This window comes from Polyangium sp. 15x6 (assembly GCF_029960785.1).
Classification (GTDB): Bacteria; Myxococcota_A; Polyangia; order Polyangiales; family Polyangiaceae; genus Polyangium.
The window spans coordinates 292,169-317,741 of record NZ_JASBQE010000001.1 but is presented as its reverse complement, the minus strand read 5'-3'; the positions used below and the strand labels follow the sequence as shown (position 1 = coordinate 317,741).

The following is a 25,573-nucleotide window of genomic DNA, read 5'->3' as shown; positions in this document are numbered from 1 at the left end:
CGGCGCGAGAAGAAGGAGCCCCTCATGCACACGCGCAAGCTCGGTCCCCTCACGGTCTCTGCCCTCGGCCTCGGCTGCATGGGCATGAGCGATTTTTACGGCCCCCGCGACGAAGCCGAATCGATTGCCACGCTCCACCGCGCGCTCGATCTCGGCGTCACCCTGCTCGACACCGCGGACATGTACGGCCCGTTCACGAATGAAGAGCTCGTCGGCCGCGCCATCGCGGGCCGGAGGAGCGAGGTCGTGCTCGCGACGAAGTGCGGCATCGTGCGGGATCCGAGCGACCCGACCGTGCGCGGCATCAACGGCACGCCCACGTACATCCGGAACGCGTGTGACGCGAGCCTCAGGCGCCTCCGCGTCGACGTGATCGATCTCTATCAGCTCCACCGCGTCGATCCGAAGACGCCGATCGAGGAGAGCGTGGGCGCGATGGCCGACCTCGTGAAGGCGGGCAAGGTGCGGGCGATCGGCCTGTCGGAGGCGAGCGCCGCGACGCTCCGGCGCGGGCACGCGGTCCATCCGCTGGCCTCGGTGCAGACGGAATACTCGCTCTGGACGCGCGATCCGGAGGACGACATCCTCGCCGTCTGCCGCGAGCTCGGCATTGGCTTCCTCGCCTACAGCCCCCTCGGCCGCGGCTTTCTCACCGGGCAAATCAAGCGCTTCGAGGACCTCGCGCCCGACGATTTCCGCCGCAGCTCGCCGCGCTTTCAGGGGGAAAACTTCCAGAAGAACCTCGACCTCGTGGCCAAGGTGGAGGCGATCGCCGCCGAGAAAGGCGTGAAAGCGTCGCAGCTCGCGCTCGCGTGGGTGCTCGCGCAGGCCGATTTCATCGTGCCCATCCCGGGCACGAAGCGCCGGAGCTACCTCGAGGAGAACGTCGCGGCCGAGGCCGTGAAGCTCTCGGCGGACGACCTCGCGCGCCTCGACGCGGTCATGCCCCGAGGCGCCGCGGTCGGGGCGCGTTATCCGGAGACGAGCATGCGCCTCGTGAATGCGTGATCGGCGCGGGCGCGCCCTCGCGCCCCCGCGGAAAGCCTGCCCGCTCTGGTGTTCCGCAGCCCGTCCGCTATCCTCCCGGCATGCTCTCCAGATTCGCGGCCAGCGGGGCCATCATCACCAGCTATCTCGACGCGTTCAAAGCGTTCCCCGACGCCCCACAAGCCGTCTTCGCGAAGTACGGGCTCGGCCGGGTGGGGCCCAGCGGCGAGTTCGAGATCCTGCCCGCCTGCCCGCTCGATAAGGTCATTGCCGCGATGAACGAGCTCTTCACGGTCATCGGTCCGCAGAAGGGCTTCGAGATGGGCGCCCAGGTCGTGAACCACGCCGCGGTCCCACCCGGGGCGACCAGCGACATCGTCACGGCGCTACAGACCTTCGACGCGGGATACCACCTCAATCACCTCGAAGACGGCGTCCCCATGTTCGATCCGCAGACGGGCACGATGCGGGACGGAATCGGCCACTACAAGTGCGTCTCCTCCTCTCGGCACCGGGCAGTCATGGAGGTGGACTCGCCCTACAACTGCGACCTGGATCGCGGTATCATCCAGGCCTGGGCGCGTCGATTCGAACGCACCGCCCTCATCACGCACCTGGAACCCACGGTTTGTCGAAAAACACGCGCGCCGCGTTGCCGTTACGAGGTGAGCTGGAAGTAAAAAGCGGCGCCGGCACAGAAAGGAGCTTCCCTTGCTTCGACCCATCTTCGGCGCGACTCTTTTCCTCCTCGGCGCGGCGGCGTTCAGCGCCTGCGCTTCGAATAACGATCCCGACGCGAACGGCACCTCGTCCTCGGGCAGCAGCTCCTCGTCGAGCAGCTCGGGCACGGGCGGCGCGGGCGGCGCAGGCGGCGCAGGCGGAGCAGGCGGCTCGGGCGGCGCGGGTGGATCCGGCGGGGCAGGCGCGCTTTTCAAAACGCCGGCCTCGTACGTCGTTGGCACGAGCGAAACTCCGCCCCGCTGGCTCGCCGGCGGCGATCTCGACGGGGACGGCGCGACGGACATCGTCACCGTCAATTACGTGTTCGACAGCTCCTACACGATTCTCCGCGGCAAGGGCGACGGCACCTTCGGCCCGCCGGAGACGTTCCCCGTGGAGATGAACATGAACACGATTTTTCTCTTCTCCGCGGCCATCGGCGATCTCTCGGGGGACGGCAAGGCGGACATCGCGCTTTCGCACCACAGCACGGTCTCCGTCCTCGTGAACCAAGGCGACGGCACATTCCCACCGCAGCCCATGGGCGTGAAGTACGAGACGCTCGGCCAGGGAATGCACCTCGTCCTGCGGGACGTGAATGCGGACGGCCTCGGCGACCTCATCGTGCCCAACCAGTCGGGCAGCGGCGTGCACGTGCTCCTCGGCAAACCCGACGGGACCCTCGCGCCCGCCGTCACCTATCCCGCCGGCGTGGCGCCCATTGCCATCGCGACGGCCGATTTCGACGGCAATGGCTCGCTCGACCTCGCGGTCGCCGCAGGGGAGGACGTGAGGATCCTCCTCGGTCAGGGCGACGGGACGTTCGCCGCCGAGACCGGCTACCCCGCCGGGAAGCTCACGCGCGGCGTGGCGACGGGCGACTTCAACGGCGACGGGCACGTCGATCTCGTCACCGCGAACGCGGACAGCGATGACATGTCCTTGCTGCTCGGCAATGGCGACGGGACTTTCAAGGCTGCCGTGAACCACCCCTCCGGCGGCGCGCCGATGGCCCTCGGCGTCGCAGACTTCGACGGTGACGGGCACGCCGACGTGGCGGTCGAAAATATCACGACATCCGACCTGGCCCTGTTCTTCGGCAAGGGTGACGGCACCTTCCAGCCCCTCCAGAAGCTCGCGCTCGGCCAGACCCCGAATGGCCTCGTGATCGACGATTTCGACAAGAACGGCCGCCCCGACATCGCCGTCTCCAACTTCAAGGATCGCGACGTGCTCGTGCTCCTCAACGCCGGCCCCTGATCGCCCACGCAATACCGCTCTGCAGCGTGCCGAGGGTGACGATCCCCTGAAGGTCCGCGCCGAGCTCCACGAACGTCTGCGCGATGGCCGGGCTCATCCCCGTGAGCACGACCCTCGTCCCGAGCAATTTCGCCGCCTGCGCCGCGTGAACGAGCGCGTGCGCGACGTGCGTGTCCACGATACGAATGCCCGTGACGTCCAGGATCGCCACGGTCGCCTGATGCCGCGTGATCCCCTCGAGCAACGCATCGAGGATCTGCTGCGCTCGCCGCTCGTTGATCGTGCCGACCAGGGGCATGGCGACGACGTGATCGGTGATGGGCAGGAGCGGGGTCGTGAGCTCGCGAATCGTCGCTTCCTGCGCCGCGATGATTTTCTCCTGCAGGGCGGCGCGCGCCTCCTCCGCCTCCTGCTCGCGCGACATGTCGATGGCCACCGTGCCCACGCCGAGGAGCTCATCTTCCTCATCCCGGATCGGAAACTTCACCGTCACGAAGGTTTTCCTCGACCCGTCGGGGATGGTCAGCGTGGCGGTGAAGTGCAGCCGCCCCTCCGTCATTGCGCGCCGATCCGCCGCATCCATCTTCGGCGCGTCCGATGCCGCGAGCACGGACGTCCCCACACGCCCCATCAGCTCGGCCGGCGTCCGTCCCGCGAACTTCGCGTATTCCTCGTTCACCAGGACAAACCGACCCTCGAGATCCTTGACGAACATCAGGGCGGGCGTGTTGTCGAGGAACGCCCGCAGCACGGCCTGCTGCGCCAAAAGGTCCTGCTCCACCCGCTTCGACTCGGTCCCGGAGGCCGCGGTCCCCTCCACCTCGGCGAGCCTCCGGCGTAGCCGCTCGACCTCCGCCCGCAGCTCGTCGCGCTCGGCCTCGATACCGCTCGCGTTCTCGGCGCCCTCGTTCATGACATGTCCCCCGAGTCTTCGACCCTACCCGCTCTCCTGGGAAGCGTAAAGCACGGCGCACGTTCAGAACGCGCAGGGGCGACCGGGCGGATCCCCGTGAGATGACCAACCGATGAGCCGTCTGGATGGGGTGCGGATACTGTGGCGTCATCAGCGTGGGTACGTCGCAGCTTTCCCTCAGAACCATCGAGCCTCCTGCGGCCGGCGGCGGCGTGGTCGTCCGGGCCTTGCCCTTCGTCGGGGACGACGCCGTCCTGGTGGCTGCCGTTCGCGCGGGCAACCGCGCGGCGATCGCGGCTCTTTACGACCGGTACGAGGCCCACGTCATGCGGACGCTCGTCCGCGTGCTCGGCGCCGATCGCGAGCTCGCCGATATTCATCACGACGTGTTCGTCCGCGCCCTCGACTCGATCGACGAGCTGCGCGACCCGGGCGCGCTCCGCGCCTGGCTCACCTCGATCGCCATTTTCACTGCCCGGACCTGCATCTTGCGCCGCTCGCGCCGATTCTGGCTCCGGCTCTTGCCGTGGTACGAGGTCCCCGAGGTGGAGGCGCCGCTGCCGAGCAGCGAGGTAACCGAGGCCCTTCGAGCCACGTACACGATCCTCGATGGTTTGCCCGTCGATGAGCGGATCCCTTTCGCGCTGCGTTTCATCGGGGGGATGGAGCTCACGGAAATCGCGGAGGCGTGTGGCGTCTCGCTCGCGACCATCAAGCGGCGGCTTTCGCGCGCCGAGGCCCATTTCACCGAGCAGGCGCGGGAGCACCCGGCACTCTCGGACTGGCTCGAAGGGAGTGCACGATGGGGAGCTCCGAAGAAGCGCTGATGCGGCTCGGCCGCAGGATCGCCGCGGAAGAGGACGAGCTCCTCCGCCGCCGGACATCCGATCCCGAGGCGCGCGCTCGCCTCTTCACCGCCGACGCCGCGCGGCGGGCTCGTCCGCCCCGACAAACCCGAAAACGGTTTGTCGGGGCGGCTCTCGGCGTGGCAGCCGCGGCTTGCCTGCTCCTCTTTTTCGTCGTCGTCCAGGGCCCGCTCACGTTTCAGGTCGGCGCGGGCGATGGGGCGTACGCGGGGAGGGCCGGGGCCTTCATCGCGACGCCGAGAGGACGCATGGTCCCCGTGGTCTTCTCGGATGGGACGAGCCTCCGCATAAAGCCCGATTCGAGCGTCCGGATTGCCTCCGTGCATCGGGCGGGCGGGCGCGTCGTCCTCGAGAATGGCTCGCTCGAGGCCTCCGTCGTGCACCACGAGGGCACACGCTGGCTCGTCGACAGCGGCCCCTTCGAGATCCTGGTCACGGGCACGCGTTTTCATGTCGCCTGGGATCTCGCCGCCGAGCGGCTCACGCTGCACCTCGTCGAAGGCTCGGTCTCCGTCTCGGGTCCCATCCTCGGTGAAGGGATCGCCGTGCGCGCCGGCGATACGCTGGAGGTGAGCCGCAAGGAGGGGCGATTCGTGATTCACCGGGACGACCCGGAGACACGCGAGACGCCGGACGTCCCCCAGAATGCGGCCGAGCCGCCGCCCCTGCCGGAGGACCCGCCCGAAAAAGCACCCGATCTGCCGCCGCCCGCGCCGAACGTCCCGCGCGCCGCGCCGCCGCGCAAACCCCCCCTTCCGCCCGCGCCGCCCGGCCCCTCATGGCGTGATCTCGCGGCCTCGGGCAGATACAAGGACGCGCTCGAAGCGGCGGAACGCGAGGGGCTCGGTGCCATTTACGAGGCAGGGAGCGCGGCCGATCTCCGCGACCTCGGCGACGCCGCGCGCCTGACCGGTGACGTGGCGCGCGCCGTGGAAGCATTCTCCGCGCTGCGACGGCGTTTTCCGGCCGACGAGCAAGCCGCCGAGGCGGCCTTTCTCCTTGGAATCATCTCCTTCGACAAACAGGCCGGGCACGCGGAGGCCGCGCGCTGGTTTTCGACGTACCTGCGCGAGCGACCGCGCGGGAGGCTCGCCCGGGAGGCTGCGGGGCGGCTCCTCGAAGCGCGCCTGCGCTCCGGTGACAAAGCGCTCGCCCGCGAGGCGGCGCGCGCTTATCTGCGGGATTTCCCGGGCGGTCCCCACGCCGAGGTCGCTCGGGCGGCGGCGGGGGACGAATGAGGGCGGCCGCGCTTTGCGTGCTGCTCGCCGTGGCTTCCTTCCCTCTCGCCGCTGCGCGCGCGAGCGGCGAGCCACGGATCGTCCTCGTCGCGCCCGCGAAAGACGCGGCAATCGCGGTGCGCCTCCGGGCCGAGCTCGAGGCGCTCCATTTCGAGGTCCTCGACGTCGAGATGGAGGCGGGGCCGCCGTCGCGCGAGCCGCTCGAGGAGGCCGCGCGCAAGGGCGACGCGGTCGCGGCCGTGCGTATCGTTCCGTCGAGCGCCGGCGTCGAGGTGTGGATCGTCGATCGAATGACCGGAAAAACCGTGCTGCGTGAGCTCGTCGCGGAAGACGAACCTCCTCACGGCGGCGGCGCCACGATGGCGCTCCGGGTGATGGAGCTGCTCCGCGCGAGCCTCATGGAGCTCGACGCGCCGCGACCTCCGCCCGGCGAGGTGGCCCCGCCTGCGGCCATTCGAGAGATCCTCGCCCCTCGCCACGCCGAAACGCCGCGCGCCGCCCCTGTCCCCGGCAGGCGGCCTTTTCTCACGCTCGAGCTCGGGCCTTCCATGCTGATGAGCCCGGGAGGCATCGGCCCCTCGGGGCTCCTGCATACGTCCCTGCACATCCAGCGACCGAGCGAGCGAATCGGGCTGAGCACCTTCGTCTCGATCCCGGTTGTTCCGGCAAACCTCGCCGGCCCCGAAGGCGTGGCGACCGCGCGTTTCGGCCTGCTCGGCGTGGGGCTCCGGGGCTCGTTCGCGCCGCACGGCGCCGCGTGGAACGCGAACGTGGGCGCCGGCCTCTCGGCGGTCCTGCTCCATTTCGAGGGCCGCCCCGAGCGCTCGTATGCGGGGGCGAGCGAGACGCTCTTCACCCTCGCGCCATACCTTCGCGCGGGGCTCGGCTATGCGGTGACGCCGCATCTTCGACTCCGAGCGGACGTGCTCACCGGCGTGACGGTCCAGCGGCCGGTCGTCGAATTCGTGGGGCGCGTCGCGGCGACCTGGGGTTTACCCTTCGTCTCTCCCTCCCTCGGCGCCGAGCTCTCCTGGGATTGAAATAAAAATCTCGGCCCCGTGAGCCGTGCAGACGGGCTCTGGAGACTGTTCGGGGGAGAGGTGCTCATGTCGCTACGAAATGGTTTGCGAAATGGTGCGTTCGTCCTATCGATCGCCCTCGTCGGTCTCTTTTCCGCCGCGTCCGGACTCCTGCCCGGCTGCAACGTGATCGTCGCGGAGCCCATCCAGACATCGAGCGACGTAGGGAATCCGTGTGTGCCCTTCGTCGAGCTCGACGCCCGATTCCCCGGCACGAAGGTCACGGAGCGCAACATCGTGACGAACGACTTCCAGCAATGCGAGACGGGGATCTGCCTGGTCAACAACTTCCAGGGCCGCACGAGCTGCCCGCTCGGACAACCCGAGCCGACCCCGTGCACGGGCCCCCTCGACGCGAGCTGCGGCCCGGACCAATCGTGCGTCGAGTCGGGCGTCGTCCCGGTCCCTTGTGATCCCCAGGCGGCCGACGGTGGCGCCTCGCAATGCGCGAACTACGGCGGTGCATGCAACGCGGAGCACGGCTCGTGCGAATGCACCGCGGACGAGCATTGCCCCCAGGGCACGACGTGCGACGTGACCACGAAGCAATGCAAGAAGTACGTCTGCCACGTGCCCGGGAGCTGCCAGAGCGAAGGCGCGAGCGCGCTCGAAAACGAGGGCAAGAGCTGCTGCGTCCCCGGATCGGACGCGCCGGTCTCGAGCGCCGTTTGCGGCCAGTGCGGGTCACGCCCTCCCGAGCAAGCGGTGTATTGCTCCTGCCGCTGCGGCCCCGCGGAGGGCGCCCCGGACGAAGGAAACTATTGCGAGTGCCCGGACGACTTCGAGTGCAAGGAGCTCGTCCCCTACGTCGGGCTCGGTGATACGGCGGGGAAGTATTGCATCAAGAAGGGGACGGCGGGGGACGGCACGTGCGGGGCCGTGCACGGGTATTTCGATCCCGCCGCCTGCAAGGGCGTCGGTTTTCCCTGACGGGCCGCTTCGATTCGTCATCCCCGCCCGCCGCGGCCGCGCGGATGCGCACGATCGAAGGGCACGCCGTGCCGCCACGGCTCGCCCGGCACGTCGCCCCTGATCTGCGCGTGTTCCGGCTCCGGCTCGCCTGGCCCGACGCGCGCGTCCGAGGTCGCCGGGCCCATCACGGTCGCGTCGGTTCGATCTCCCGCCGACCTCGACGTGTCGTTCCATTCGGCGGGCGACCCGCCGGGGCCTTGCTCCACGCCTACCGGCTTGCCGGGCCCGCTCCGATTTTCGGCCATGATCTCGCCTCCTCGGAGCGAGCCTGGGGCCACGCGGGACGGAGCGCCATGGCGCGCGTTTCTTCGGGCCGCCCGTGCGGCATCGTCATCCTTGATCGGGTTTGTCCTCGCGATCGCTGACGAGTCCCGTCGCCGGCCTGTCGCCCTCGTATCCGGTCTGCTGCACGTGCTCCTGTGCGAGGCGCTCGCTCTCGACGGTCTCGATGTCCTGCCGGACGCCCTGCTCCGTGGGCCTTTCACCCTTCGGCTTGCTTGGTCCCTGATTCTGGTTCGCCATCGGATGCAACCTCCCGGCGTCGATCTCGGGCCGACATGCGCCCGCGGCAAGCGCGGAGCAAAGGAAAACTCGTCACCGCGGCGCCCGCCGCGCCCCGCGGAGCCGCGGCAGGATGTTCGCGAGCCGCTGCCCGAGCGCCACCGCGGCCGGATCCCGGAACCGGACGTGAAAATGCGTCGCGTGGCCCCAGGCGTGGCGGATGATCGAGTCCCGCTTCGTCGGGCTCGGAAAAACGTCCTCGGGCAGCCGCTCGCCTTCGGGCAGGGTCGCGATGTACGCCTGCAAGAGGCGCTGCACCGAGACATCGATGAAGATCATCTCGACGTTGCCGCCCTCGATCAGCGCCCGAACGAGCGCCCACGTGCGCGCCGCGTCGAGGTTCTCCGCCGTGGCGCGCTGATACCAGATCGCCTGCGATTTGTAGTAATACCCGATATCGGCATCGAGCCCGGATTGATGGCTTCGGTGGGGCTTGAGCCAGCCTCCGCGCTCGCGGGCGATGTCGCCGACGTAGAGCCGCGGCGAATCCGGAAAACACCGCCGCACCTCCCGCACCGCGCGCTCGATCGAGCGAATGACGAGCTCGGTGCCCCAGCCATACCCACCGGCGCGCAGGATGCCGTCGGAGTCCTTGAGCTCCACGCCGCCGAACAGCGATCCCCGCGTGGGCGATCCCACCGATGCGGACCCGAGCACCTCGGGTTTTTCCTTGGCGAGGCGAAAGAGCTCCGCCGCGGGCGGAGGCTCGGCGGCGCGCACCTCGACCGCGGGCTCCGGCGTGCAACGCGCGGGCGCGGGCGGCGGCGAAGGCGGGCTCGCGCCGAGCGGCGCGTCATTCGGCGCGGAGGCGAGCACGGACGCGACGCCCGGGAGAGATCCGATCCGGAGCGCGGACGAAACCGGCGCAGCGGAAGCCCCTGCGTTCGTGTTCGACGGCGCCCCGCGCTGCGCGGCGAAGACCGCGATCGACGCCGCAGCGACGATCACGATCGCGGAGCCCAGGGCGCGCGGGGGCACGGACCTCACGCCTCCATTCTACGACGAAAGCGCCCGCAGGCAGCCCACTTCCGATGGTGTGAGCACCAACGGTCGCGCTCTCCCGCCCGACCGGGGAGAGAGATCGGACAAACGCGGTGCTCGCCCCGTCTTCCGCCTTCCCTCCGCCGGCTGAATGGTGTACGCGGCAGTACGTGGATTTGCGTCCGGGTGACCGTGTCGATCGCTACACGCTGATCCGGCCCCTTGGGGAGGGTGGACAGGGGGCGGTGTGGCAGGTGGTCGATCCCCTGGACGATGGGGCCACGCGCGCATTGAAGCTCGTTCACCTCTCGGAGGCGGGGCAGGCGGCGTTCGCGCGCGCGCGGCGCGAGGCGAAGATCCTGGCGGCGCTCGCTCACCCGGGGCTCTGCGCGTGTCACGCGTTGTTCGAGGACCTCGACAAGGGCCTCGTGGGGGTCGTGCTCGACCTCGTCCACGGCTCGACGCTCGACGCGGCGATGCACGATCCGCGGATGTCCAAGGGACATCGGTTCGCCGCGCTCGCGCAGGTGGTCGACGTGCTCGCCTACGTGCACGCGGCCGGGCTCGCGCACCGCGATCTGAAGCCGGCGAACGTGCTCGTGACGGACGCGTTCTGGCAAAACCCGCAACGGCCCGGGTCCGTGAAGGTCATCGATTTCGGGATCGCCGTTCCCATCGGCAATCCGCAGCGCTTGACGGCCGTGGGCGGCGTGATCGGGACCGTACGTTATCTCGCGCCCGAGCTGTTCCGCCCAGGCGGCCGACGCGCAGCGGCCGAGGAGAGCTGCGCGCGCGACATGTTCGCGTTCGGCGTGATCGCGTGGGAGCTCCTCTGGGGCACGCATCCCGCAGGCCTCGGCCCTTCGGCCTCGTTCGAGGCCATGGCGCAACGGTACGCGGACATCGACGCGGGGCGGAGGCCCTGGCCGAGCCCGGGTTTGTCCGGGCCGTGGGGCACCGCCATCGCGGCGTGCCTCTCGCTGCGACCGGAGGATCGCCCAGAGCACGGGGCCGCGCTCGCGTCGGTGCTGAAAACGGGCGCGCCGCCGCCGAGCCGGCGCGCGTCTTCGAGCGCCCTCCCCTCGCGCACCGAACCCCACACGCCGGCCGCGGCGCCGTCCCTAGCGCCGCCCACGGAGCCCATGGCTCCGGTCGCGAGGACGGCCCCGATGCCCGCCGCGCGGGCACCGGTCGCGCCCGTGCGTCGGGACCAACCCGCAGGGCGCTCGACGCGGGGAGCGATGTACGCGCTGGCGGGAGCGATCACACTCCTCGCCGGGGCCATTTACCTGAAGCCACCGGGAAAGCTCACCACGGACGACGTCCCGCTGCTGTCGCTGCCGACGCCGACCCCCAGCCCGACGGCGCACCAGCTTTCGCCGACGTCGTCACCGTCGTCCCCGAAAGCCGTCGAGCAAGACCGCGCCGGCACCTGCTGCGGTGGGCCCGCGTGTACCCCTTCGAGGCAGGACACGCGCGGAACGTGGTGCGAAAAAAAGCCGGATCAATGCGCGCAATGCAGCTCGGGCCGGACGTACGTCCCCGGGCGCTGCGCGGAGATGTTACCCCGCGATCGGCAATTCCTGCTGCGGCTCGCCGGGGTCAAAGGGGGACAGACAGGCCTCTCGGTCTGCTTCCGCCGCGCCGACGATCCCCGAAGCGAAGCGCCATGTCTCGACGCCGTGCAAGGCGCAGACGCTTCGCGCGACGGGGTGCTCGCCCGCGAGCGTCGTCTCTCCGTGACGGCCGGGCAGCTTTCCCAGAAGCCTGGCCTCGAGATCACAATCAAGGATTCGCGGGGCGAGGCGGTCGCCCATGGGAACCACGTCTTTCATCCGACCGGGCTCTTGACCTCCGCATTGTGCGTCGGGACGGAGTTTCGTATTGGCGACAGGCAGATCCCCGTCGCGTTTTACCTCGACGACCCATCGCCATGAGCCAGACCACCACGGAAGAGCATCGCCCACCGGCGCGCGACGACGGTCCGAGCGGCGAGCCCGTCCTGCTCGTCGCGTTCCCCACGCTCGCCGCCCTTCCGCTGCCGGGCCCGAACGAGCCCCTGGGCCGCGCCTTCCTCGCCCAGCGCGGCGTGATCGACGGGGAGGTCTCGAGCAAGCACCTGCGGTTCTCGCGGCCCGGAGGACGCATCCACATCGAGGATCTCGACTCGCGCAACGGGACGTTCATCGGCGGCCACGCGCTTCGACCGCGGGAAGCCGTGCCGCTCGAGGACGGCGCCGTCGTGCGGATCGGCCGCACGCTCCTCGTCTTCCGGGAGCGGTTCGACGGCCCGCTCGCCCCGGAAGCACCGCTCGGAGCGCTCGTCGGGCCGTTCGGATTGCGAGGCGTACGCAGAGACCTCGCGCGGCTCGCCCATCGGCCCGTGCCCAACGTGCTCATCCTGGGGGAGACGGGGACGGGAAAAGAGCTCTTGGCCGAGCAGGTCACGGCCGCGCTCGGCCGCGCGGGAAAACCCTTCGCCGCCGTGAATGTGGCCGCGATGCCTGCCACGGTCTTCGAGGCGCACCTCTTCGGCTGGAAAAAAGGCGCATTCTCGGGCAGCGCGGACGGCGGCGAGGGCATCCTGCGCGCCCACGCGCGCGGCACGGTTTTTCTGGACGAGCTCGGCGAGCTCGCGCCCGAATTGCAGCCCAAGATGCTTCGCCTCCTCGAGAACCGGGAGGTCTTGCCCGTCGGCGAGAGCAAGCCCATCAAGGTGGACGTCCACCTCGTCGCCGCGACGAACCGCGACATCGAGGACATGATCGAAGCCGGGACGTTTCGGCGGGACCTGTACGCGCGATTTCCGGCGCGCATCGAGATCCCGCCGCTCCGGGAGCGACCCGAGGACCTGTTCTCCATCCTGGAACATCTCTTTCGCCGGCGCGGGGCGACGCTCGATCCACGACGCGTGGAGGTGGAAGCGCTGGAGCGGCTCATGCTCGCGCCCTTCCACGCCAACGTGCGTGATCTCGACCTCGTCGTGACCTATCTCGAGCCGAGCGGCGGCATCACCCTGCGCGGCGTCGCCGACGTCCTCGGCGGGCCTCGCGAAGACGTCGGAGCCCGGCCGCTCTCGCGCGATTTCGTCAATCGCGTGCTCGCGGAGTGCAAGGGCAACAAGAGCGAAGCGGCGCGGAGGCTCGGGGTGGACAGGGCGAGGCTCTTGCGGCTCCTGCGCAAGATCGCCGAAGAGGGATGACGGCTCAAAAATCATAATGTCCCCCGCGGCCCTGGAAACGGGCGAGCGAGAACCGAACGCTGTCCCAGGCGGCCTCCACGCCGACCTCCAGGATCGGGCGGCCGTAATGGTGCACGCTGTCCATGTCGTCGAAGAAGCGGCCGGCAGGATCCACCATGGCGTAGCTGCCGAGGATGTCCTCGTGGTCCTCGGGTACGAGGACGATGCCACGCTCCTCGACACGTGCGTGCCGCGCCACGAACGCACGAAAGGCCTCGGCCGTGCACAGGAGCGGCTCGACGCTCCCGGAGTTCTGGCCCTCGATGGGCAGCACGCGCAAGATCTTCCATCGCTCCGGGCGGAGGGCGAGGATCAAATCGGACATGTCCTCGCCCGCGTGCATCGAGGTGACCACGGTATTCACCTTGATGCGCATTCCCAGCGTGCGGGCCCGCTCGGTCATCTCGACGTACCTGACGGTGGGAATGGCGCTGCCCCTGACGGCGCGCCCGAGGGCGACGTGCCTCTCCTCGGAGGCGCTGTCGATACTCAAGGTGAGCCAATCGAGCCGTCCCTGGAGAGACGCGAGATAGTCATCCGCGAGGCGGGAGCCGTTCGTGACGAGCATGGTCACGGCCCCGCGCTCTTTCGCGACCCGGACGAGCTCCGGGAGCCACGGGCAAAGCGTCGGCTCGCCTCCGGCGAACGTGATTTTGCGGAATCGTTCGGCGAGGAGCTCCACCACGCGGAGGGACTCCGCGCGAGGCAAATGGCCGCGGGGCAGGACCGTGGCGGCGACGTCGTCGAAGGTGGCAAAACAATGGCGACACCGCATGTTGCACGGCTTCCAGAGGTGGTAGTTGACGGAAGGGGGCATGGGTCGCGGCATGGCACCAGGCGCGCGGGGGTAGGAACGCACGCGGCCCGGGGACGAGCGAACCGCGTGCCACCACGAACCGTGACCCAAATCCTCGATGTTCCTTGGATTTCTCGCTTGGGGTGAGCGGTCGCGATCAGGAGGGTGAGCGCACCCGGCTGATCGCGATCACCCGTCCCGTGCTATGGCTCCGCTCATGCCCTACAAAACGCTCCTCTACCGCGCCGAGGGCCGTATCGCGCGAATCACGCTGAACCGCCCCGATCGTCGCAATGCCATCACCGACGAAATGCCCGGGGAGATCCGGGCGGCCGTCGAGCGGGCGAACGACGACGACGGCGTCCACGTCATCGTCCTCGACGGCGCGGGCGCTTCGTTTTGCGCCGGCTACGACCTCACCCTCTTCGCGGAGGGGGAGGGACGCACCATCGGCATCCAGGACATGCCCTGGGATCCCATGCTCGATTATCGCCTCATGAAGCGCTTCACGGACGACTTCATGAGCCTGTGGCGGAGCTACAAACCCACGATCTGCAAGGTGCACGGGCACGCGGTCGCCGGCGGCAGCGACATCGCGCTTTGCTGCGACCTCGTGGTGATGGCCGAGGATGCGTTGATCGGATATCCGCCGGCCCGCGTGTGGGGCTGTCCGACGACGGCGATGTGGGTGTATCGGCTCGGCGTCGAGGGCGCCAAACGCATGCTCCTCACCGGCGATCTCGTGCGCGGCGTCGAGGCGAAGGCCATGGGGCTCGTGCTCGACGCGGTGCCGGCCGAGGGGCTCGACGCGCGCGTCGAGGCGCTCGCCGAGCGCATGAGCGGCGTGCCGCGCAATCAGCTCATGATGCAGAAGCTCTTGGTCAACCAGGCCTACGAGAACATGGGCCTCGCCAATACGCAGATGATCGCCACGCTGTTCGACGGCATCACCCGCCATTCGCCGGAAGGCATGTGGTTCAAGAAGCTCAGCGAGGAGCAAGGCTGGAAGGCCGCGGTCACGTGGCGCGACAGCGGAAAACCGATCCCCTCGATCAAGGATCCCGACGAGGGGCAGGGCTGATCAAGCGGCCGAGGCCTCTCGCGCGAGCCCCTCGGCGAGTTTGTCGAGCCCGACCTTCGTCCCGTGCTCGCGCCCCTCCGGCGCGTCGTGCCCGTCGAGGAACGCGCCCTGCTCGGTGAACACGAGCCGCGTCCCCTTGCCCTCTGCCTTCAGCTCGATCGTCACCAGCGAGACCGAGATCCGCGTCTCGTCGCGGTGCATGTCGTACGTGTAAACGATTCGCTGGTTCGGAACGATATCCTGAAAACGCGTCTCATTCGTATAAATCGGGCCCCCCTTCGGCCCGCCTCGATACGTCTCGCGCCCTCCGACGCGGAAATCGAGCTCGTGCGTGCCGCCCTCGTGGCAGCCGAACCACTTCTGCTTCTCCTCCGTCCTCGAGAAAGCGGCATACACGCGCGCCGGCGAGACCGGGTAAAACCGCTCGATGACGAAAGTGGTGTGCGTGACGGATCGTTCGGTCATGGTTCATTCCTTTGGATCGGGTTCGTCGGGGTGCTCGGCGAGGTATTCGCCGAGCCGGTCGAAGCAGCGCTCCCAGCTCGCTCGCCTTTCGGCGATCCATCGCTCGGCCGTCCTGAGTGCCGCGGGCTCGAGCCGGCAGGTCCGCACCCGCCCGGCCTTCTCCGAGCGCACGAGGCCGCTCGTCTCCAGCACCGAAAGGTGCTGCATCACCGCCGGCAGCGACATGGAAAGCGGCTCGGCGAGCTCACTCACCGAGGCCGGCCCACGGCTCAAGCGCTCGATCATGACCCGACGGGTCGGATCCGCGAGCGCCTGGAACATACGATCGAGGGACGCGCTTTGGTTAAGCACGTGCCTAAGTATCGTCCCCGGCCCGGGGTTGTCAAGAAATAGTTTGGCAAACTGTTAAGTGTTCTCTCCGACAGACAAAAAAATTTTGGGGGCGTGTCGATCTGGGCATCGCTCGGTCGTCGTGATGATGAAGGCCCGTCGGGGAGCCCAGCCCGAGCAAGCCAAGAAGGAGAGACGACCATGCGATTCATGATTTGCGCCGCCCCCGATCCGAACGCCCCGAAGAACGAGGGAGCTCCGCCGAGCGACGAGCTCATCGCGGCCTACATGAAGTTCAACGAGGACCTGACGAAGGCGGGCGTGCTCGTGACGGCCGAGGGCGTGAACCCGGGCGGGCAGGGCGCGCGCCTAGGCATCAAGGACGGAAAGCGCGTCGTGCTCGACGGGCCGTTCGTCGAGACGAAGGAGCTCGTCGGCGGGTTTTACCTGATCGACGTGAACAGTCGCGAAGAGGCCATCGAATGGGCCCTGCGCTGCCCCACGGGGATCGGCCACGACGACATTCTCACCATCTTGCCGATGACGAACGCGGAAGACATTCCGCCCGAGATGATGGCCATCGTCGAGAAGGCGGCCCCGACGTGGCTTCGAACGTTCTGGAAAAAAAAGTAGATACGTTTGTCGATTCCAGGGACGTTCGTTCGACGTGACGTGTAGCTGAAACGCGAGAAGGAGAAACGACGATGAAGTTCATGATTCTGGTCAAGGCCACCAAGGACAGCGAGACCGGCGTTCTTCCGAGCGAGGAGCTCCTCACCGCGATGATGAAGTACAATGAGGAGTTGGTGCGCGCCGGCGTCCTCCTCGCGGGCGAGGGGCTGCACCCGAGCTCGAAGGGCGCCCGCGTCCGGTTCTCCGGGAAGGACAGGACCGTGGTCGACGGGCCCTTCGCCGAGACCAAGGAGCTCGTCTCGGGCTTCTGGATCTGGCAGGTGCGGTCGAAGGAAGAGGCGATCGAGTGGGTCAAGCGGATGCCGAATCCGATGTACACCGACAGCGAGGTCGAGATCCGGCAGGTGTTCTCGCCCGAGGATTTTGCGCCGGTCGATCCCACGGGCGAGAACCGCGCGAAGGAGGAGCGCCTCCGCGCCGAGTCGGAGGCGCGGCTCGCCGGGAAGAAGTGACGGGGGCAAACCGGGGGGTTGGGGGCGGAGCTCGGCTCGTCCGAGCGAAGCCCCCAAGCGTGAACCGAACCTTGCGCGGGCGGAAGAAGATGCTCTGATCGGTGGCCGTGACGGCCTCCGCTACGCATCGAGCGATCGACGCAGTCTTCCGGATCGAGTCGGCCAAGCTCATCGCCGGCCTCGCGCGGATCGTGCGGGACGTCGGCCTCGCCGAGGAGATCGCGCAGGACGCGCTCGTCGCCGCGCTCGAGCGGTGGCCAGCGTCGGGCATCCCGGACAACCCGGGCGCCTGGCTCATGGCCACCGCGAAGCACCGCGCGATCGACGCCATGCGCCGGAGCAAGCGGATCGAGCGCAAGCACGAAGAGATCGGCCACGCGATCGAGGCCGATCAGCAAGCCGCCGCGCCCGACCTCGAAGCCGCGATCGACGAGGACGTGGGCGACGATCTCCTGCGCCTCGTCTTCACGGCTTGTCACCCGGTGCTGTCGATGGAGGCGCGCGTCGCGCTCACGCTGCGCTTGCTCGGCGGATTGACGACCGAGGAGATCGCGCGCGCGTACCTGGTCCCGGAGCCGACCGTGGCCCAGCGCATCGTCCGCGCCAAACGCACCCTCGCGGAAGCGAAGGTCCCGTTCGAAGTCCCGCGCGGGGAGGAGCTCGCGGCCCGTTTGTCGTCGGTGCTCCAGGTGATTTACCTGGTCTTCAACGAGGGGTATTCGGCGACGGCCGGAGACGACTTGATGCGGCCCGCGCTCTGCGAGGACGCGCTGCGCCTCGGCCGCATCCTGGCCGAGCTTCTCTCGAAGGAGCCGGAGGTCCACGGGCTCGTCGCGCTCATGGAGATCCAGGCGTCACGCGCGCGGGCGCGGGTCGGGCCGTCGGGAGATCCGATCCTGCTGCTCGATCAGAACCGCGCGCTCTGGGACCACCTGCTCATCCGCCGCGGCCTCACGGCCCTCGCGCGCGCCGAGGCGCTCGGGGGCGCGCTCGGGCCGTACGCGCTGCAGGCCGCGATCGCCGCTTGCCACGCGCGCGCGTGGACCGCGGCGGAGACGGACTGGACGCGCATCGCGGCGCTGTACACGGCGCTCGTGGACGTCACGGGTTCACCCGTGGTGGAGCTGAACCGCGCCGTCGCGTTCTCCATGGCGTTCGGCCCGGCCGCGGGGCTCGCGCTCGTGGACACGCTGGTCTCGGAGCCCTCGCTCGCGAGCTACCACCTCTTGCCGAGCGTACGCGGCGATCTCTTGACCAAGCTCGGCCGCGACGCCGAAGCGCGCGTCGAGTTCGAGCGCGCCGCGTCCCTCACACGAAACGCTCGCGAACGCGCGCTCCTGCTCGAACGCGCCGCCGCGTGTGCGCGCGCCTCGGTTCGCACGGACTGACCCTGGAGATCGCCATGTGCCGGAACATCAAGACCCTGTTCAACTTCGAGCCCCCCGCCACCGAGGAGGAGATCCGCGCGGCGTCGCTGCAGTTCGTCCGCAAGCTGAGCGGCTTCAACAAGCCGTCGCGGGCCAACGAAGCAGCGTTCGAAAAAGCCGTGGAAGACGTCGCGGCCACGGCGCGCGTGCTCATGCAATCGCTCACCACGACGGCCGAGCCGCGGGATCGCGAGATCGAGGCAGACAAGGCGCGGGAGCGCTCACGGCAGCGATTCCACCGCGATTGATCATTTTTCCTTTTCCGTCATTACGCCCCGGACATGAGGGCGCAGACGTCGTGCTCTCGTCTCGTGCCCGTCCACGGGCTCTGGCACGATGCCCTCATGCGAATCACCGCTCTCCTCGCTTGCACCCTGACCCTCACGGCATGCGAGCGCGGTGGTCCTTCGGGATCGCCCGCAGATTCCACGGCAGCGCCGCCAGCCAGCATGGCTCCGCCGGTCGCATGGACGGCCCCGTCCGCCTCGACCGAGCCCGCGGCGGCCGCGGCGCCCACGGCCAGCGCGAGCGCGGCGCCTTCCGCGGCTCCTTCCGCGGCGAGCGCCGAACCTCCGGATGCGGGCACGGATGCCGCCCCCGTCGCGGATCCGAGCCGCCTGACGCTCGACGGACGCGCCACGCAGGGTGCGCTCCTCCGCGCGAAGCTAGACGGCAAACTACGGAAAATGGCCTTCCCCGGGCATCGAGCCATCGTCAGCGACGAGGGCGACTTCTTGATCGCGTTCGGGCGCAACGCCCCGAAGCAGGAGAAGATGACGATCACGTTCGAGGACGGCCAGGTGCTCGAACGCGTCTTCGACGTGGAACAACGCACGTTCGAGACCGACAAGATCGACAACCTGCCGAAGGACATGGTCGAGCTCGACATGCCCACGCGGGTCAAGCTCACGCAGGCCGAGCAAAAGCTCGACGCCGTCCGGAAGAAATACACGAAAAAGACCTGCTTCAAGGAGGGATTCATCTGGCCCTCGAAGGGCAAGGTCACCTCGCGCTACGGGCAGCCGCGCTTGCTCAATGGCACGGACGGCGGGATCCACTGGGGCGTCGACATCGCGGTGCCCACGGGCACGCCCGTGCGCGCGCCTGCCTGCGGCACCGTGGTGTTCGCCGAGAAAAACCTGCCTCTGAGCGGCGACACGCTCATCATCGACCACGGGCAGGGTTTGACGTCGACCTTCATCCACCTGCAGGGCTTTTCCGCCAAGGTGGGCGACGAGGTCAAGCAGGGTCAGACCGTCGCGCGCGTGGGGATGACGGGCCGCACGAACGGGCCGCACCTCGATTGGCGCATGAATTTCTTCGAGGTCCGGATCGACCCCGAGCTTTTGGTCAGCAGCGAGAAATGACCGTCACCGCTTCGGGAACCGCGTCCGGAGGTCGTAAATGACCTTCTCGACGTTCGGGTTCTGAGGAAAACACGCGCGCCCGAGCGTCTCCAGCACGAGGCGCGCGCGGAAGTCGCCGTCCTTCTGCGCGCGGTCGAGCAGGGCGAGTTTGTCCACGCACGCGGCATTCCGCAGGTCGAGCGCGATGCGCATCGCCGGCGAGGCCTTGGCGAGCCTCTTCTCGTCCTGCAGGAGCTTCGTCGCGGCCACCGCGATCGGCGCCTTTCCTTGTCCCTCGACGAACGCGTACAGCATGTCGAGCCCGTCGCTGCCGAGATCGTTCGCGAAGAGCTCGAGCAGCTCCGTATCGGCGTTCTCCCGCGAGAGCTGGATCGCGAGGCCCTGCACGAGCTGCGAGAACTCGCGATCCTTGAACGCCTCCGGCGCGGCTTTGCCGAGGTCGATCACCACGCGGCTCGCGCCCCTCCAGTCCTGGAACCGGAATGCATTCTTGAATTTTTTCTTCGCCTCGTCGATGTCCGCCGCCGACAACGTGGATGCCGGGACGGCAGCCGATGCCGCAGGCTCGGGCGCGGCCGATGCCGTCGCCGCGGGGATGGCCTCGGCCGGCGTGGCCGCGGGCGCGGGCGGCTTGGGCGCGGCCGGCGCCGTCGCCGTCGCCGTCACCGTCGCTTGCGGCGCGACCGACGTCGTCGCATTCCGCTTTTGCATCACGAGGGCCGCATACGCCGCGCCGCAACCGAGCGCCACGCCCACGACCACGGTGAGCACGGTGGCCGCCGACGATTTCTTCTTCTTTTGAACGGCGGGCGCCGGCGCCTCGGTCAGCTCGATCTTGTCGACCGCCGGCGCCTCGGCCGCTTTCTCCTCCACCGGTTCGGTGGTCAGCGGTTGCGCCAATGGCAGAATGGGCTTCGCCACCGGCTTCGAGACGGGCGCCTCCGCGCCTTCCGAGGGCAACGTCGGCGCGGCCGGCCTTTGCGACGGCACCGGCGGCCTTTGCGACGGCGTCACCGGGGGCGGCCTTTGCGACAGCGCGGGCGGCCGCATCGAGGGGACCGACGTGCGCATGCTCGCCTCGCCCTCGTACCCCTCGCTCATCGGGGGCGCATCGTCCTCGCCCTCGGCCGGGGGCCCCATCTCCCACAATGCTTCGTCGATCGCCGCGGCGAGCTCCTGCCCGGTCTGATATCGATTCGCCGGGACCTTTTCGAGCAGCTTCCGCGCGACCGCCTCGAGCGGCGCGGGCACCGTCACGCCCGGGCAGCGCTCGGAGATCGCCAGCGGCGGCTGGAACCGGTGCTGCATGAAGAGCTCGACGGGGTTCACCGCGGTGAACGGGTGTTTGCCCGAGAGCATCTCGTAGAACATCAGCCCGAGCGCATAGAGATCGCTGCGCGCGTCCACCGCGTCCATGCCGTCGGCCGCCTCGGGCGAGAGATACGCGATCGTCCCGAAGATCGTGCCGGCGACGGTGAGGGTGCCGTACTCGTCCTCGTCCCCGATCGAGGCGCGCGAGTCTTGCCGCTCCCGGTCGCCCGCGGAGAGCTCGTTGACCTTCACCTTCGCGAGGCCGAGGTCGATGATCTTCACGGTCTCGGCCGGGCCGTCGACGACCATGATGTTGCGCGGCTTGAGATCGCGATGGACGATGTCGAGGCGGTGGATGGCGTCGAGGGCCGAGGCGAGCTGCCGCGTCAAGCGCGCGGCGCGGCGCGGCGGAAGCGGGCCGTCTTGCAAGAGCTGATGGAGCGTCTTGCCCTTGACGTACTCGATGACGAGGAAGTAGCTCCCATCGGGCAGCTTGCCGAAATCGGTCGCGCTCGCGACGTTCGGGTGCTGGATGTGCGCGCCTGCGATCGCCTCCCGCTCGAAACGCTTGACGAGCTCCGGGAGGTTTTCCGTCTCCGGGTGAAGGATCTTGATCGCGATGCGCTTCTTCAGCAGCAGGTGCTCGCCGCGGTAGACCGCGCCCATCCCGCCCATCGCGATGAGCTCGCGGATGCGGTACCGATCCGAGATCACCCGGTCGATCATGCCGCGTGCGCGGTCTTGGGCTGCCCGGTCCGCCTGCGCTGTGCCGCCTTGGGGTTGCTTGGAGGTCATGTCGGGAGCGAGATCGAGCGTGTGGATCGACCTCGGGTATCGAGGTCGACGATACGGTACCTGCTCGGCGCGCGGCCGCCTAGAGGGATCGATGTAGGGTTCCCGTCTCGAACGATCTCACCGCACCGGGAAGGCTTCCCGACCAGCCAACCTCGGCCTAAGATCGGCCCGCACGCCTCCGCGCCCATGCATGCCAATACCAGCGCGCCCACCCTCGGCTTCCTCACGCTGACGGCCTTCGTCGCCGCGTGTGCGAGCGCGCCGCATCCCGCACGACCGCAGGACGGGAGCGCAAAGGCATCGCCGTCGCGCGTGGCGCAGCGCGGCGCGCCCGAATCCCCCGCGGGCCCTGGCGTCGCCGCGAACCCTCCGAGCGCGCCGCTCGCGGACGATTCGCCGTCGGGCGCGTTCCGCGGCGCGAGCCCCTTCGAGGCGCCGCCTTCGGGCCCGCGGCCCTTGCTCGCGCCGACGCCCCCGCGCCCGCCGGGCACGGATCCGACACCCAAAGATCAGGCGGAGGCCGCGGCCGCGTGCAGGGCGATCACGAAGTGCGGCGTGTGCAACAACTGGGGATATTGCGGCTTCTGCCTGTCGACGAACCAATGCGTCCCGAAGGACCGCAACGGCCCCTACCCGGGCACTTGCGCGTCCGGTTTTTCGCCGTCGGATTGCCCGATGTCGCTTTACCTCGAAGCGGAAGAGGCGAACATCCGCGAGCGCCTCGGCCAGCTCGTCGGCAAGCTTTCGCCCGAGGGCATGCCCCTCGACCGGAAGGCCGAGAGCCCCGGGGTCCTGCGAATCCCCGTGCGCCGCGGCCGCTGTTACGGGCTCGTCTTTCGAGGCAGCTACGACGTCGACGGCTCGATCGACGCCGAGACGGCCGTGGAGGCAAAGTTTTTCGATGATGGCGGTATCTGGGTCCCGGTCTATCGCGAAGTCTCGGCGATCACGCCATTTTGCCCCCAGGAAGACGGGCGCATCGTTCTTCGCGTGACGCCCCGGAACACGACACGAGGGAGTTGGCGCGCCCAGCTCTTCAGCGCGCCGATCACGGAGGAGGCGCTCGAAGCGCAACGAGAGCGTTACGAGGCCGAGCGCCTCGCCCTCGCGTTGCGGCACTCCTGCGGCTACTGCGCGCGGGTGCACCTCAGCTGCTTTCTCTCGGGGGAGCCGCAGTGCGACGCTCGGTACGTGGCATGTCTCGGCGGCTTCGGCTTCACGCCGGACGATTGCGAGCGCGGGGACGTGCCCAGGAAAAAACCCGAGCCGAAGCCGCTCGAAGCGCAAAAGGTTTGCTCGCCGGACGAGCCCAAAGGTTGAGGGAAAACGGGAGGGAAACGATGCGGATCCGCGATCTGCTGGGAATCGAGCTCGACATCATCCAGGCGCCCATGGCCGGTGTCCAGGGGAGCCGGCTCGCCATCGCTGTATCGAATGCAGGCGGGCTCGGCTCCCTCCCCTGCGCGACGCTCGGGCCCGACGCGCTACGCCGCGAGCTCCAGGCGCTCCGGAGCGGGACGAACAAGCCTTTCAACGTCAACTTTTTCTGCCACACGCCGATCACGCCGGACCCCACGGCGGAAGCTCGTTATCGGGGGATGCTGGAGCCCTTTTACAAAGAGCTCGGGCTCGACCCGAGCCTCGCCCCCGCGGGCGCCGGGCGCGCGCCCTTCACGCACGAGGTGGCCGACATCGTCGCCGAATTCGCGCCGCCCGTGGTGAGCTTCCATTTCGGATTGCCTTCCGCTGATTTGCTCGCGCGGGTCAAAGGTTGGGGCTCCAAGGTTCTCTCGTCGGCCACGACCGCCTTCGAGGCGCGCTGGCTCGAAGCCCACGGCGCGGACGTGATCATCGCCCAGGGCCTCGAAGCGGGCGGGCACCGCGGCCATTTCCTGAGCGATGATCTCACCGAGCAGATGGGCACGTTCGCGCTCGTGCCGCAGATCATCGACGCGGTGAAGGTGCCCGTCGTCGCGGCCGGCGGCATCGCCGATGCGCGCAGCGTCCGCGCGGCGATGGCGCTCGGCGCGGCCGGCGTGCAGGTCGGGACCGCATATCTCCTTTGCCCCGAGGCCGATACGAGCGCCGTGCATCGCGCCGCGCTGAAGAGCCCCGCGGGTCACCACACCGCCCTCACCAACCTGTTTTCGGGACGACCTGCGCGCGGCATCGTGAATCGGCTCATGCGCGAGCTCGGCCCCATGAATCCCGCCGCGCCGCCGTTCCCGTGGGCGGCCGCGGCCGTCGCGCCCTTGCGCGCCCGGGCCGAGCGCGATGGCAGCGGAGATTTTTCCCCGCTCTGGGCCGGCCAGAATACGAGCACGATCGCCGAGGTCGACGCCGCCACGTTGACGCGCGCGCTCGCCCCGCTCGACGCACGTCGGGAAATCCGATAGCCTCGAATGATGCGTGATAGTAGCGTTGGTTCGATTTCGCGCGCGCCCCGGCGCGCAGGCGTTTTCCTCGCGGCCGCGGCGCTCGTTTCGTGCTGGAGCTCCTTCGCGGCGGCCGAACAGTTCGTCGTGGTCGACGAGACGTACGAGCATACGCCCGACATGCCGGACTCCCATTACCGCGTCGAGCCGCGCCCCGGGACGCCCTCGAACTGGAAGAGCCCGATCGATTACACCACGGGCACGGCGCACATGCACCTCGAGGTCTACACGAAGCCGACGGACACGCCCACGCGTTTCCAGGCCTGCTTCGAGGCGCAGCCGACGTATGCGTGCGTCGGGCAGGCTCCGGCGTACACGACCGTGGGCGTCTACGACTGGGCGACGAAGTTCTCGGATTTCTGGTCGCCACCCGGCACCGCCGTCGACTGGACCCTCGGGTCGGGTAAAATTGCGCTCATCCTGAAGGACACGCAGAATGGAAAACCCTCGGCGGACAACGTCGGCGCCGAGACGGCTGCGCTGTACATGCCCACGAAGGTGCGGTTCGTCGTGACAATCGTTTCCGAGGGAAGCACCTACGTGCCGCCCGCGCCGGTGGAAATGGACGCGGGCGTCCCCGACGACGCCGGCGCGGGCTCCTCGACGGGCGCAGGTGGGAGCGGCGGAAGCGGCGGCAATGGCAGCGGCGGCAATGGCGGCGCGGGTGGCGATCCCGTGAACGTCCACCCGGTGAACGATTCCGGATGCTCATTCTCGATGGGGAATGGCGCCGCGCAGGGTGCCTGGCTCCTCCTCGCGGCGCCTGCGCTTCTGGCGATGCGAACCCGCCGGAAGCGGTCCCGGTGAGGTGGGATCAAGGATGAAGTTTTTCGTGTTTCGCCAGCATCTCGACGAATTGCATGATGCGCTTCTGACGCGTCTCGGGTTTCTTCGCGGTCTGAATACGAAATAACACGGCGTAGCGGTTCGTCGCGTCGAGCGTGGCGAAGAACGCGGCTGCGCCGGGGTTTTTCGCGAAGGCGTCCGATAGATCGGGCGGCACGGTGGCGCGGCTCGGCGAGTCGTAGGCCTGGTCCCAGCGGCCGTCCCGCTTCGCGCGCTCGACCTCCGCGAGGCCCGGCGGCTGCATCTCGCCGGACGCGATGAGGGCGAGCGCCTTCTCCCGATTGATCTTCGACCAAATGCTCTTCGGTCCGCGCGGCGTGAACTTCTGGAGCCACGCCGCCTCGTCGAAGCTCTGCTTCTGTCCGTCGATCCAGCCCCACACGAGCGCCACGTCGACGGCCTCCAGATAGGTCACCGACGCGACGCCCGAGGCCTTCTTCGCGAGCTTGAGCCACACGCCGCGCGACGAGGCGTGGTTCGAGGCGAGCCACGTCGACCACGCGCGCGGGTGCTCGAATGCGACGATGGGCATGTCCCCCGCGGGGGTCGCCTTTGCCGCCGTCTTCTTGGGCGTCGTCGTTTTGGCCGTCGTCTTGTTCGCTACCGTCTTTTTCATGCGAATCGTCCGCTCCCGCACTCCGAGCGTCCCACTCTACGGGAAGCAAGGTTTGGAAGACAAGACCCGCGAAGGATCATGGGTAGCCTTTTGCTGTGAGGTCGACGATCTTCCTGGCGATACCCGCGGCCCGAACCTCGA

Annotated in this window: 27 protein-coding genes; 18 read left to right on the top strand and 9 right to left on the bottom strand. The window is 68.8% G+C overall.

The features are described from left to right. Positions 1-24 precede the first annotated feature (24 nt). The 3 genes from QHF83_RS01365 to QHF83_RS01355 all read left to right on the top strand — a co-directional run bounded on the left by QHF83_RS01365 (position 25) and on the right by QHF83_RS01355 (position 2,967). Entirely contained in the window at positions 25-1,008 is a 984-nt protein-coding gene (locus QHF83_RS01365; protein ID WP_282415899.1) for an aldo/keto reductase, read from the top strand. An 80-nt stretch (positions 1,009-1,088) separates the two neighbouring features. Beyond that, the gene (locus tag QHF83_RS01360) at positions 1,089-1,667 is read left to right on the top strand and encodes a hypothetical protein (RefSeq protein WP_282415898.1); all 579 of its coding nucleotides are present in this window, start codon (positions 1,089-1,091) and stop codon (positions 1,665-1,667) included. A 31-nt stretch (positions 1,668-1,698) separates the two neighbouring features. Continuing rightward, positions 1,699-2,967 (top strand): VCBS repeat-containing protein, encoded by a 1,269-nt coding sequence (locus tag QHF83_RS01355; RefSeq protein ID WP_282415897.1) that lies wholly within the window; start codon positions 1,699-1,701, stop codon positions 2,965-2,967. On the opposite strand, the gene QHF83_RS01350 is transcribed toward QHF83_RS01355, so the two are convergent. Continuing rightward, on the bottom strand, positions 2,951-3,880 hold the full coding sequence (locus QHF83_RS01350) for a PAS domain-containing protein (protein ID WP_282415896.1): 930 nt from the start codon (positions 3,878-3,880) through the stop codon (positions 2,951-2,953). The genes QHF83_RS01355 and QHF83_RS01350 overlap by 17 nt on opposite strands. A gap of 155 nt (positions 3,881-4,035) precedes the next feature. Here QHF83_RS01350 and QHF83_RS01345 point away from each other — a divergent pair, with 155 nt between their 5' ends. The 4 genes from QHF83_RS01345 to QHF83_RS01330 all read left to right on the top strand — a co-directional run bounded on the left by QHF83_RS01345 (position 4,036) and on the right by QHF83_RS01330 (position 7,993). Beyond that, positions 4,036-4,707 (top strand): RNA polymerase sigma factor, encoded by a 672-nt coding sequence (locus tag QHF83_RS01345; RefSeq protein WP_282415895.1) that lies wholly within the window; start codon positions 4,036-4,038, stop codon positions 4,705-4,707. Continuing rightward, a complete protein-coding gene (locus tag QHF83_RS01340) occupies positions 4,683-5,984 on the top strand; it encodes a FecR domain-containing protein (RefSeq protein ID WP_282415894.1) in 1,302 nt (433 codons plus the stop codon). The genes QHF83_RS01345 and QHF83_RS01340 overlap by 25 nt, the downstream gene beginning before the upstream one ends. A 29-nt stretch (positions 5,985-6,013) precedes the next feature. Next, positions 6,014-7,024, top strand: coding sequence for a hypothetical protein (locus QHF83_RS01335; RefSeq protein WP_282415893.1), 1,011 nt, complete (start codon positions 6,014-6,016; stop codon positions 7,022-7,024). Positions 7,025-7,090: 66 nt separating this feature from the next. After that, positions 7,091-7,993, top strand: coding sequence for a hypothetical protein (locus QHF83_RS01330; protein ID WP_282415892.1), 903 nt, complete (start codon positions 7,091-7,093; stop codon positions 7,991-7,993). Between the two features lie 17 nt (positions 7,994-8,010). On the opposite strand, the gene QHF83_RS01325 is transcribed toward QHF83_RS01330, so the two are convergent. From QHF83_RS01325 to QHF83_RS01315, 3 genes are all read right to left on the bottom strand, one after another. After that, the gene (locus tag QHF83_RS01325) at positions 8,011-8,280 is read right to left on the bottom strand and encodes a hypothetical protein (protein ID WP_282415891.1); all 270 of its coding nucleotides are present in this window, start codon (positions 8,278-8,280) and stop codon (positions 8,011-8,013) included. An 85-nt stretch (positions 8,281-8,365) separates the two neighbouring features. Then, a complete protein-coding gene (locus QHF83_RS01320; protein WP_282415890.1) occupies positions 8,366-8,557 on the bottom strand; it encodes a hypothetical protein in 192 nt (63 codons plus the stop codon). Positions 8,558-8,629: 72 nt separating this feature from the next. Then, positions 8,630-9,583 carry a penicillin-insensitive murein endopeptidase gene (locus tag QHF83_RS01315; protein ID WP_282415889.1) on the bottom strand — a complete coding sequence of 318 codons (954 nt, stop codon included), beginning with the start codon at positions 9,581-9,583 and terminating at the stop codon, positions 8,630-8,632. Positions 9,584-9,747: 164 nt separating this feature from the next. Between QHF83_RS01315 and QHF83_RS01310 the strand changes: the two genes are divergently transcribed. Together QHF83_RS01310 and QHF83_RS01305 are read left to right on the top strand one after the other, a co-directional pair. Further along, complete coding sequence (locus tag QHF83_RS01310; RefSeq protein WP_282415888.1) at positions 9,748-11,514, top strand: serine/threonine protein kinase; 1,767 nt, start codon at positions 9,748-9,750, stop codon at positions 11,512-11,514. Then, positions 11,511-12,779: a sigma 54-interacting transcriptional regulator gene (locus QHF83_RS01305; protein WP_282415887.1), complete on the top strand. Its 1,269-nt coding sequence runs from the start codon at positions 11,511-11,513 to the stop codon at positions 12,777-12,779. The genes QHF83_RS01310 and QHF83_RS01305 overlap by 4 nt, the downstream gene beginning before the upstream one ends. Positions 12,780-12,783: 4 nt before the next feature. On the opposite strand, the gene QHF83_RS01300 is transcribed toward QHF83_RS01305, so the two are convergent. After that, on the bottom strand, positions 12,784-13,635 hold the full coding sequence (locus tag QHF83_RS01300; RefSeq protein ID WP_282415886.1) for a viperin family antiviral radical SAM protein: 852 nt from the start codon (positions 13,633-13,635) through the stop codon (positions 12,784-12,786). 196 nt (positions 13,636-13,831) lie between these two features. Between QHF83_RS01300 and QHF83_RS01295 the strand changes: the two genes are divergently transcribed. Continuing rightward, positions 13,832-14,695, top strand: coding sequence for a crotonase/enoyl-CoA hydratase family protein (locus QHF83_RS01295; protein ID WP_282415885.1), 864 nt, complete (start codon positions 13,832-13,834; stop codon positions 14,693-14,695). Here QHF83_RS01295 and QHF83_RS01290 read toward each other — a convergent pair whose 3' ends face one another. Both QHF83_RS01290 and QHF83_RS01285 read right to left on the bottom strand, forming a co-directional pair. Continuing rightward, a complete protein-coding gene (locus QHF83_RS01290; protein ID WP_282415884.1) occupies positions 14,696-15,160 on the bottom strand; it encodes an SRPBCC family protein in 465 nt (154 codons plus the stop codon). Between the two features lie 3 nt (positions 15,161-15,163). Beyond that, positions 15,164-15,511 carry a metalloregulator ArsR/SmtB family transcription factor gene (locus QHF83_RS01285; protein WP_282415883.1) on the bottom strand — a complete coding sequence of 116 codons (348 nt, stop codon included), beginning with the start codon at positions 15,509-15,511 and terminating at the stop codon, positions 15,164-15,166. A 180-nt stretch (positions 15,512-15,691) separates the two neighbouring features. Here QHF83_RS01285 and QHF83_RS01280 point away from each other — a divergent pair, with 180 nt between their 5' ends. From QHF83_RS01280 to QHF83_RS01260, 5 genes are all read left to right on the top strand, one after another. Then, positions 15,692-16,123: a YciI family protein gene (locus tag QHF83_RS01280; protein WP_282415882.1), complete on the top strand. Its 432-nt coding sequence runs from the start codon at positions 15,692-15,694 to the stop codon at positions 16,121-16,123. Positions 16,124-16,194: 71 nt separating this feature from the next. Further along, on the top strand, positions 16,195-16,635 hold the full coding sequence (locus tag QHF83_RS01275) for a YciI family protein (protein WP_282415881.1): 441 nt from the start codon (positions 16,195-16,197) through the stop codon (positions 16,633-16,635). Positions 16,636-16,742: 107 nt separating this feature from the next. After that, positions 16,743-18,023, top strand: a complete 1,281-nt coding sequence (locus QHF83_RS01270) for an RNA polymerase sigma factor (protein WP_282415880.1) — start codon at positions 16,743-16,745, stop codon at positions 18,021-18,023. Positions 18,024-18,037: 14 nt separating this feature from the next. Next, a complete protein-coding gene (locus QHF83_RS01265; protein ID WP_282415879.1) occupies positions 18,038-18,310 on the top strand; it encodes a DUF2277 domain-containing protein in 273 nt (90 codons plus the stop codon). 96 nt (positions 18,311-18,406) lie between these two features. Then, entirely contained in the window at positions 18,407-19,429 is a 1,023-nt protein-coding gene (locus QHF83_RS01260) for a M23 family metallopeptidase (protein ID WP_282415878.1), read from the top strand. A gap of 3 nt (positions 19,430-19,432) precedes the next feature. On the opposite strand, the gene QHF83_RS01255 is transcribed toward QHF83_RS01260, so the two are convergent. Further along, positions 19,433-21,535, bottom strand: coding sequence for a serine/threonine protein kinase (locus QHF83_RS01255; RefSeq protein WP_282415877.1), 2,103 nt, complete (start codon positions 21,533-21,535; stop codon positions 19,433-19,435). Positions 21,536-21,721: 186 nt separating this feature from the next. Here QHF83_RS01255 and QHF83_RS01250 point away from each other — a divergent pair, with 186 nt between their 5' ends. Genes QHF83_RS01250 through QHF83_RS01240 form a run of 3 tightly spaced genes read left to right on the top strand, consistent with a single transcriptional unit; the run spans position 21,722 to position 24,777 of the window. Further along, complete coding sequence (locus tag QHF83_RS01250) at positions 21,722-22,855, top strand: hypothetical protein (protein WP_282415876.1); 1,134 nt, start codon at positions 21,722-21,724, stop codon at positions 22,853-22,855. Positions 22,856-22,875: 20 nt separating this feature from the next. Continuing rightward, positions 22,876-23,931 carry a nitronate monooxygenase gene (locus QHF83_RS01245; protein WP_282415875.1) on the top strand — a complete coding sequence of 352 codons (1,056 nt, stop codon included), beginning with the start codon at positions 22,876-22,878 and terminating at the stop codon, positions 23,929-23,931. A gap of 9 nt (positions 23,932-23,940) precedes the next feature. After that, positions 23,941-24,777: a hypothetical protein gene (locus tag QHF83_RS01240; RefSeq protein WP_282415874.1), complete on the top strand. Its 837-nt coding sequence runs from the start codon at positions 23,941-23,943 to the stop codon at positions 24,775-24,777. 7 nt (positions 24,778-24,784) lie between these two features. On the opposite strand, the gene QHF83_RS01235 is transcribed toward QHF83_RS01240, so the two are convergent. Further along, the gene (locus QHF83_RS01235) at positions 24,785-25,348 is read right to left on the bottom strand and encodes a YdeI/OmpD-associated family protein (protein WP_348980417.1); all 564 of its coding nucleotides are present in this window, start codon (positions 25,346-25,348) and stop codon (positions 24,785-24,787) included. Positions 25,349-25,573 lie beyond the last annotated feature (225 nt).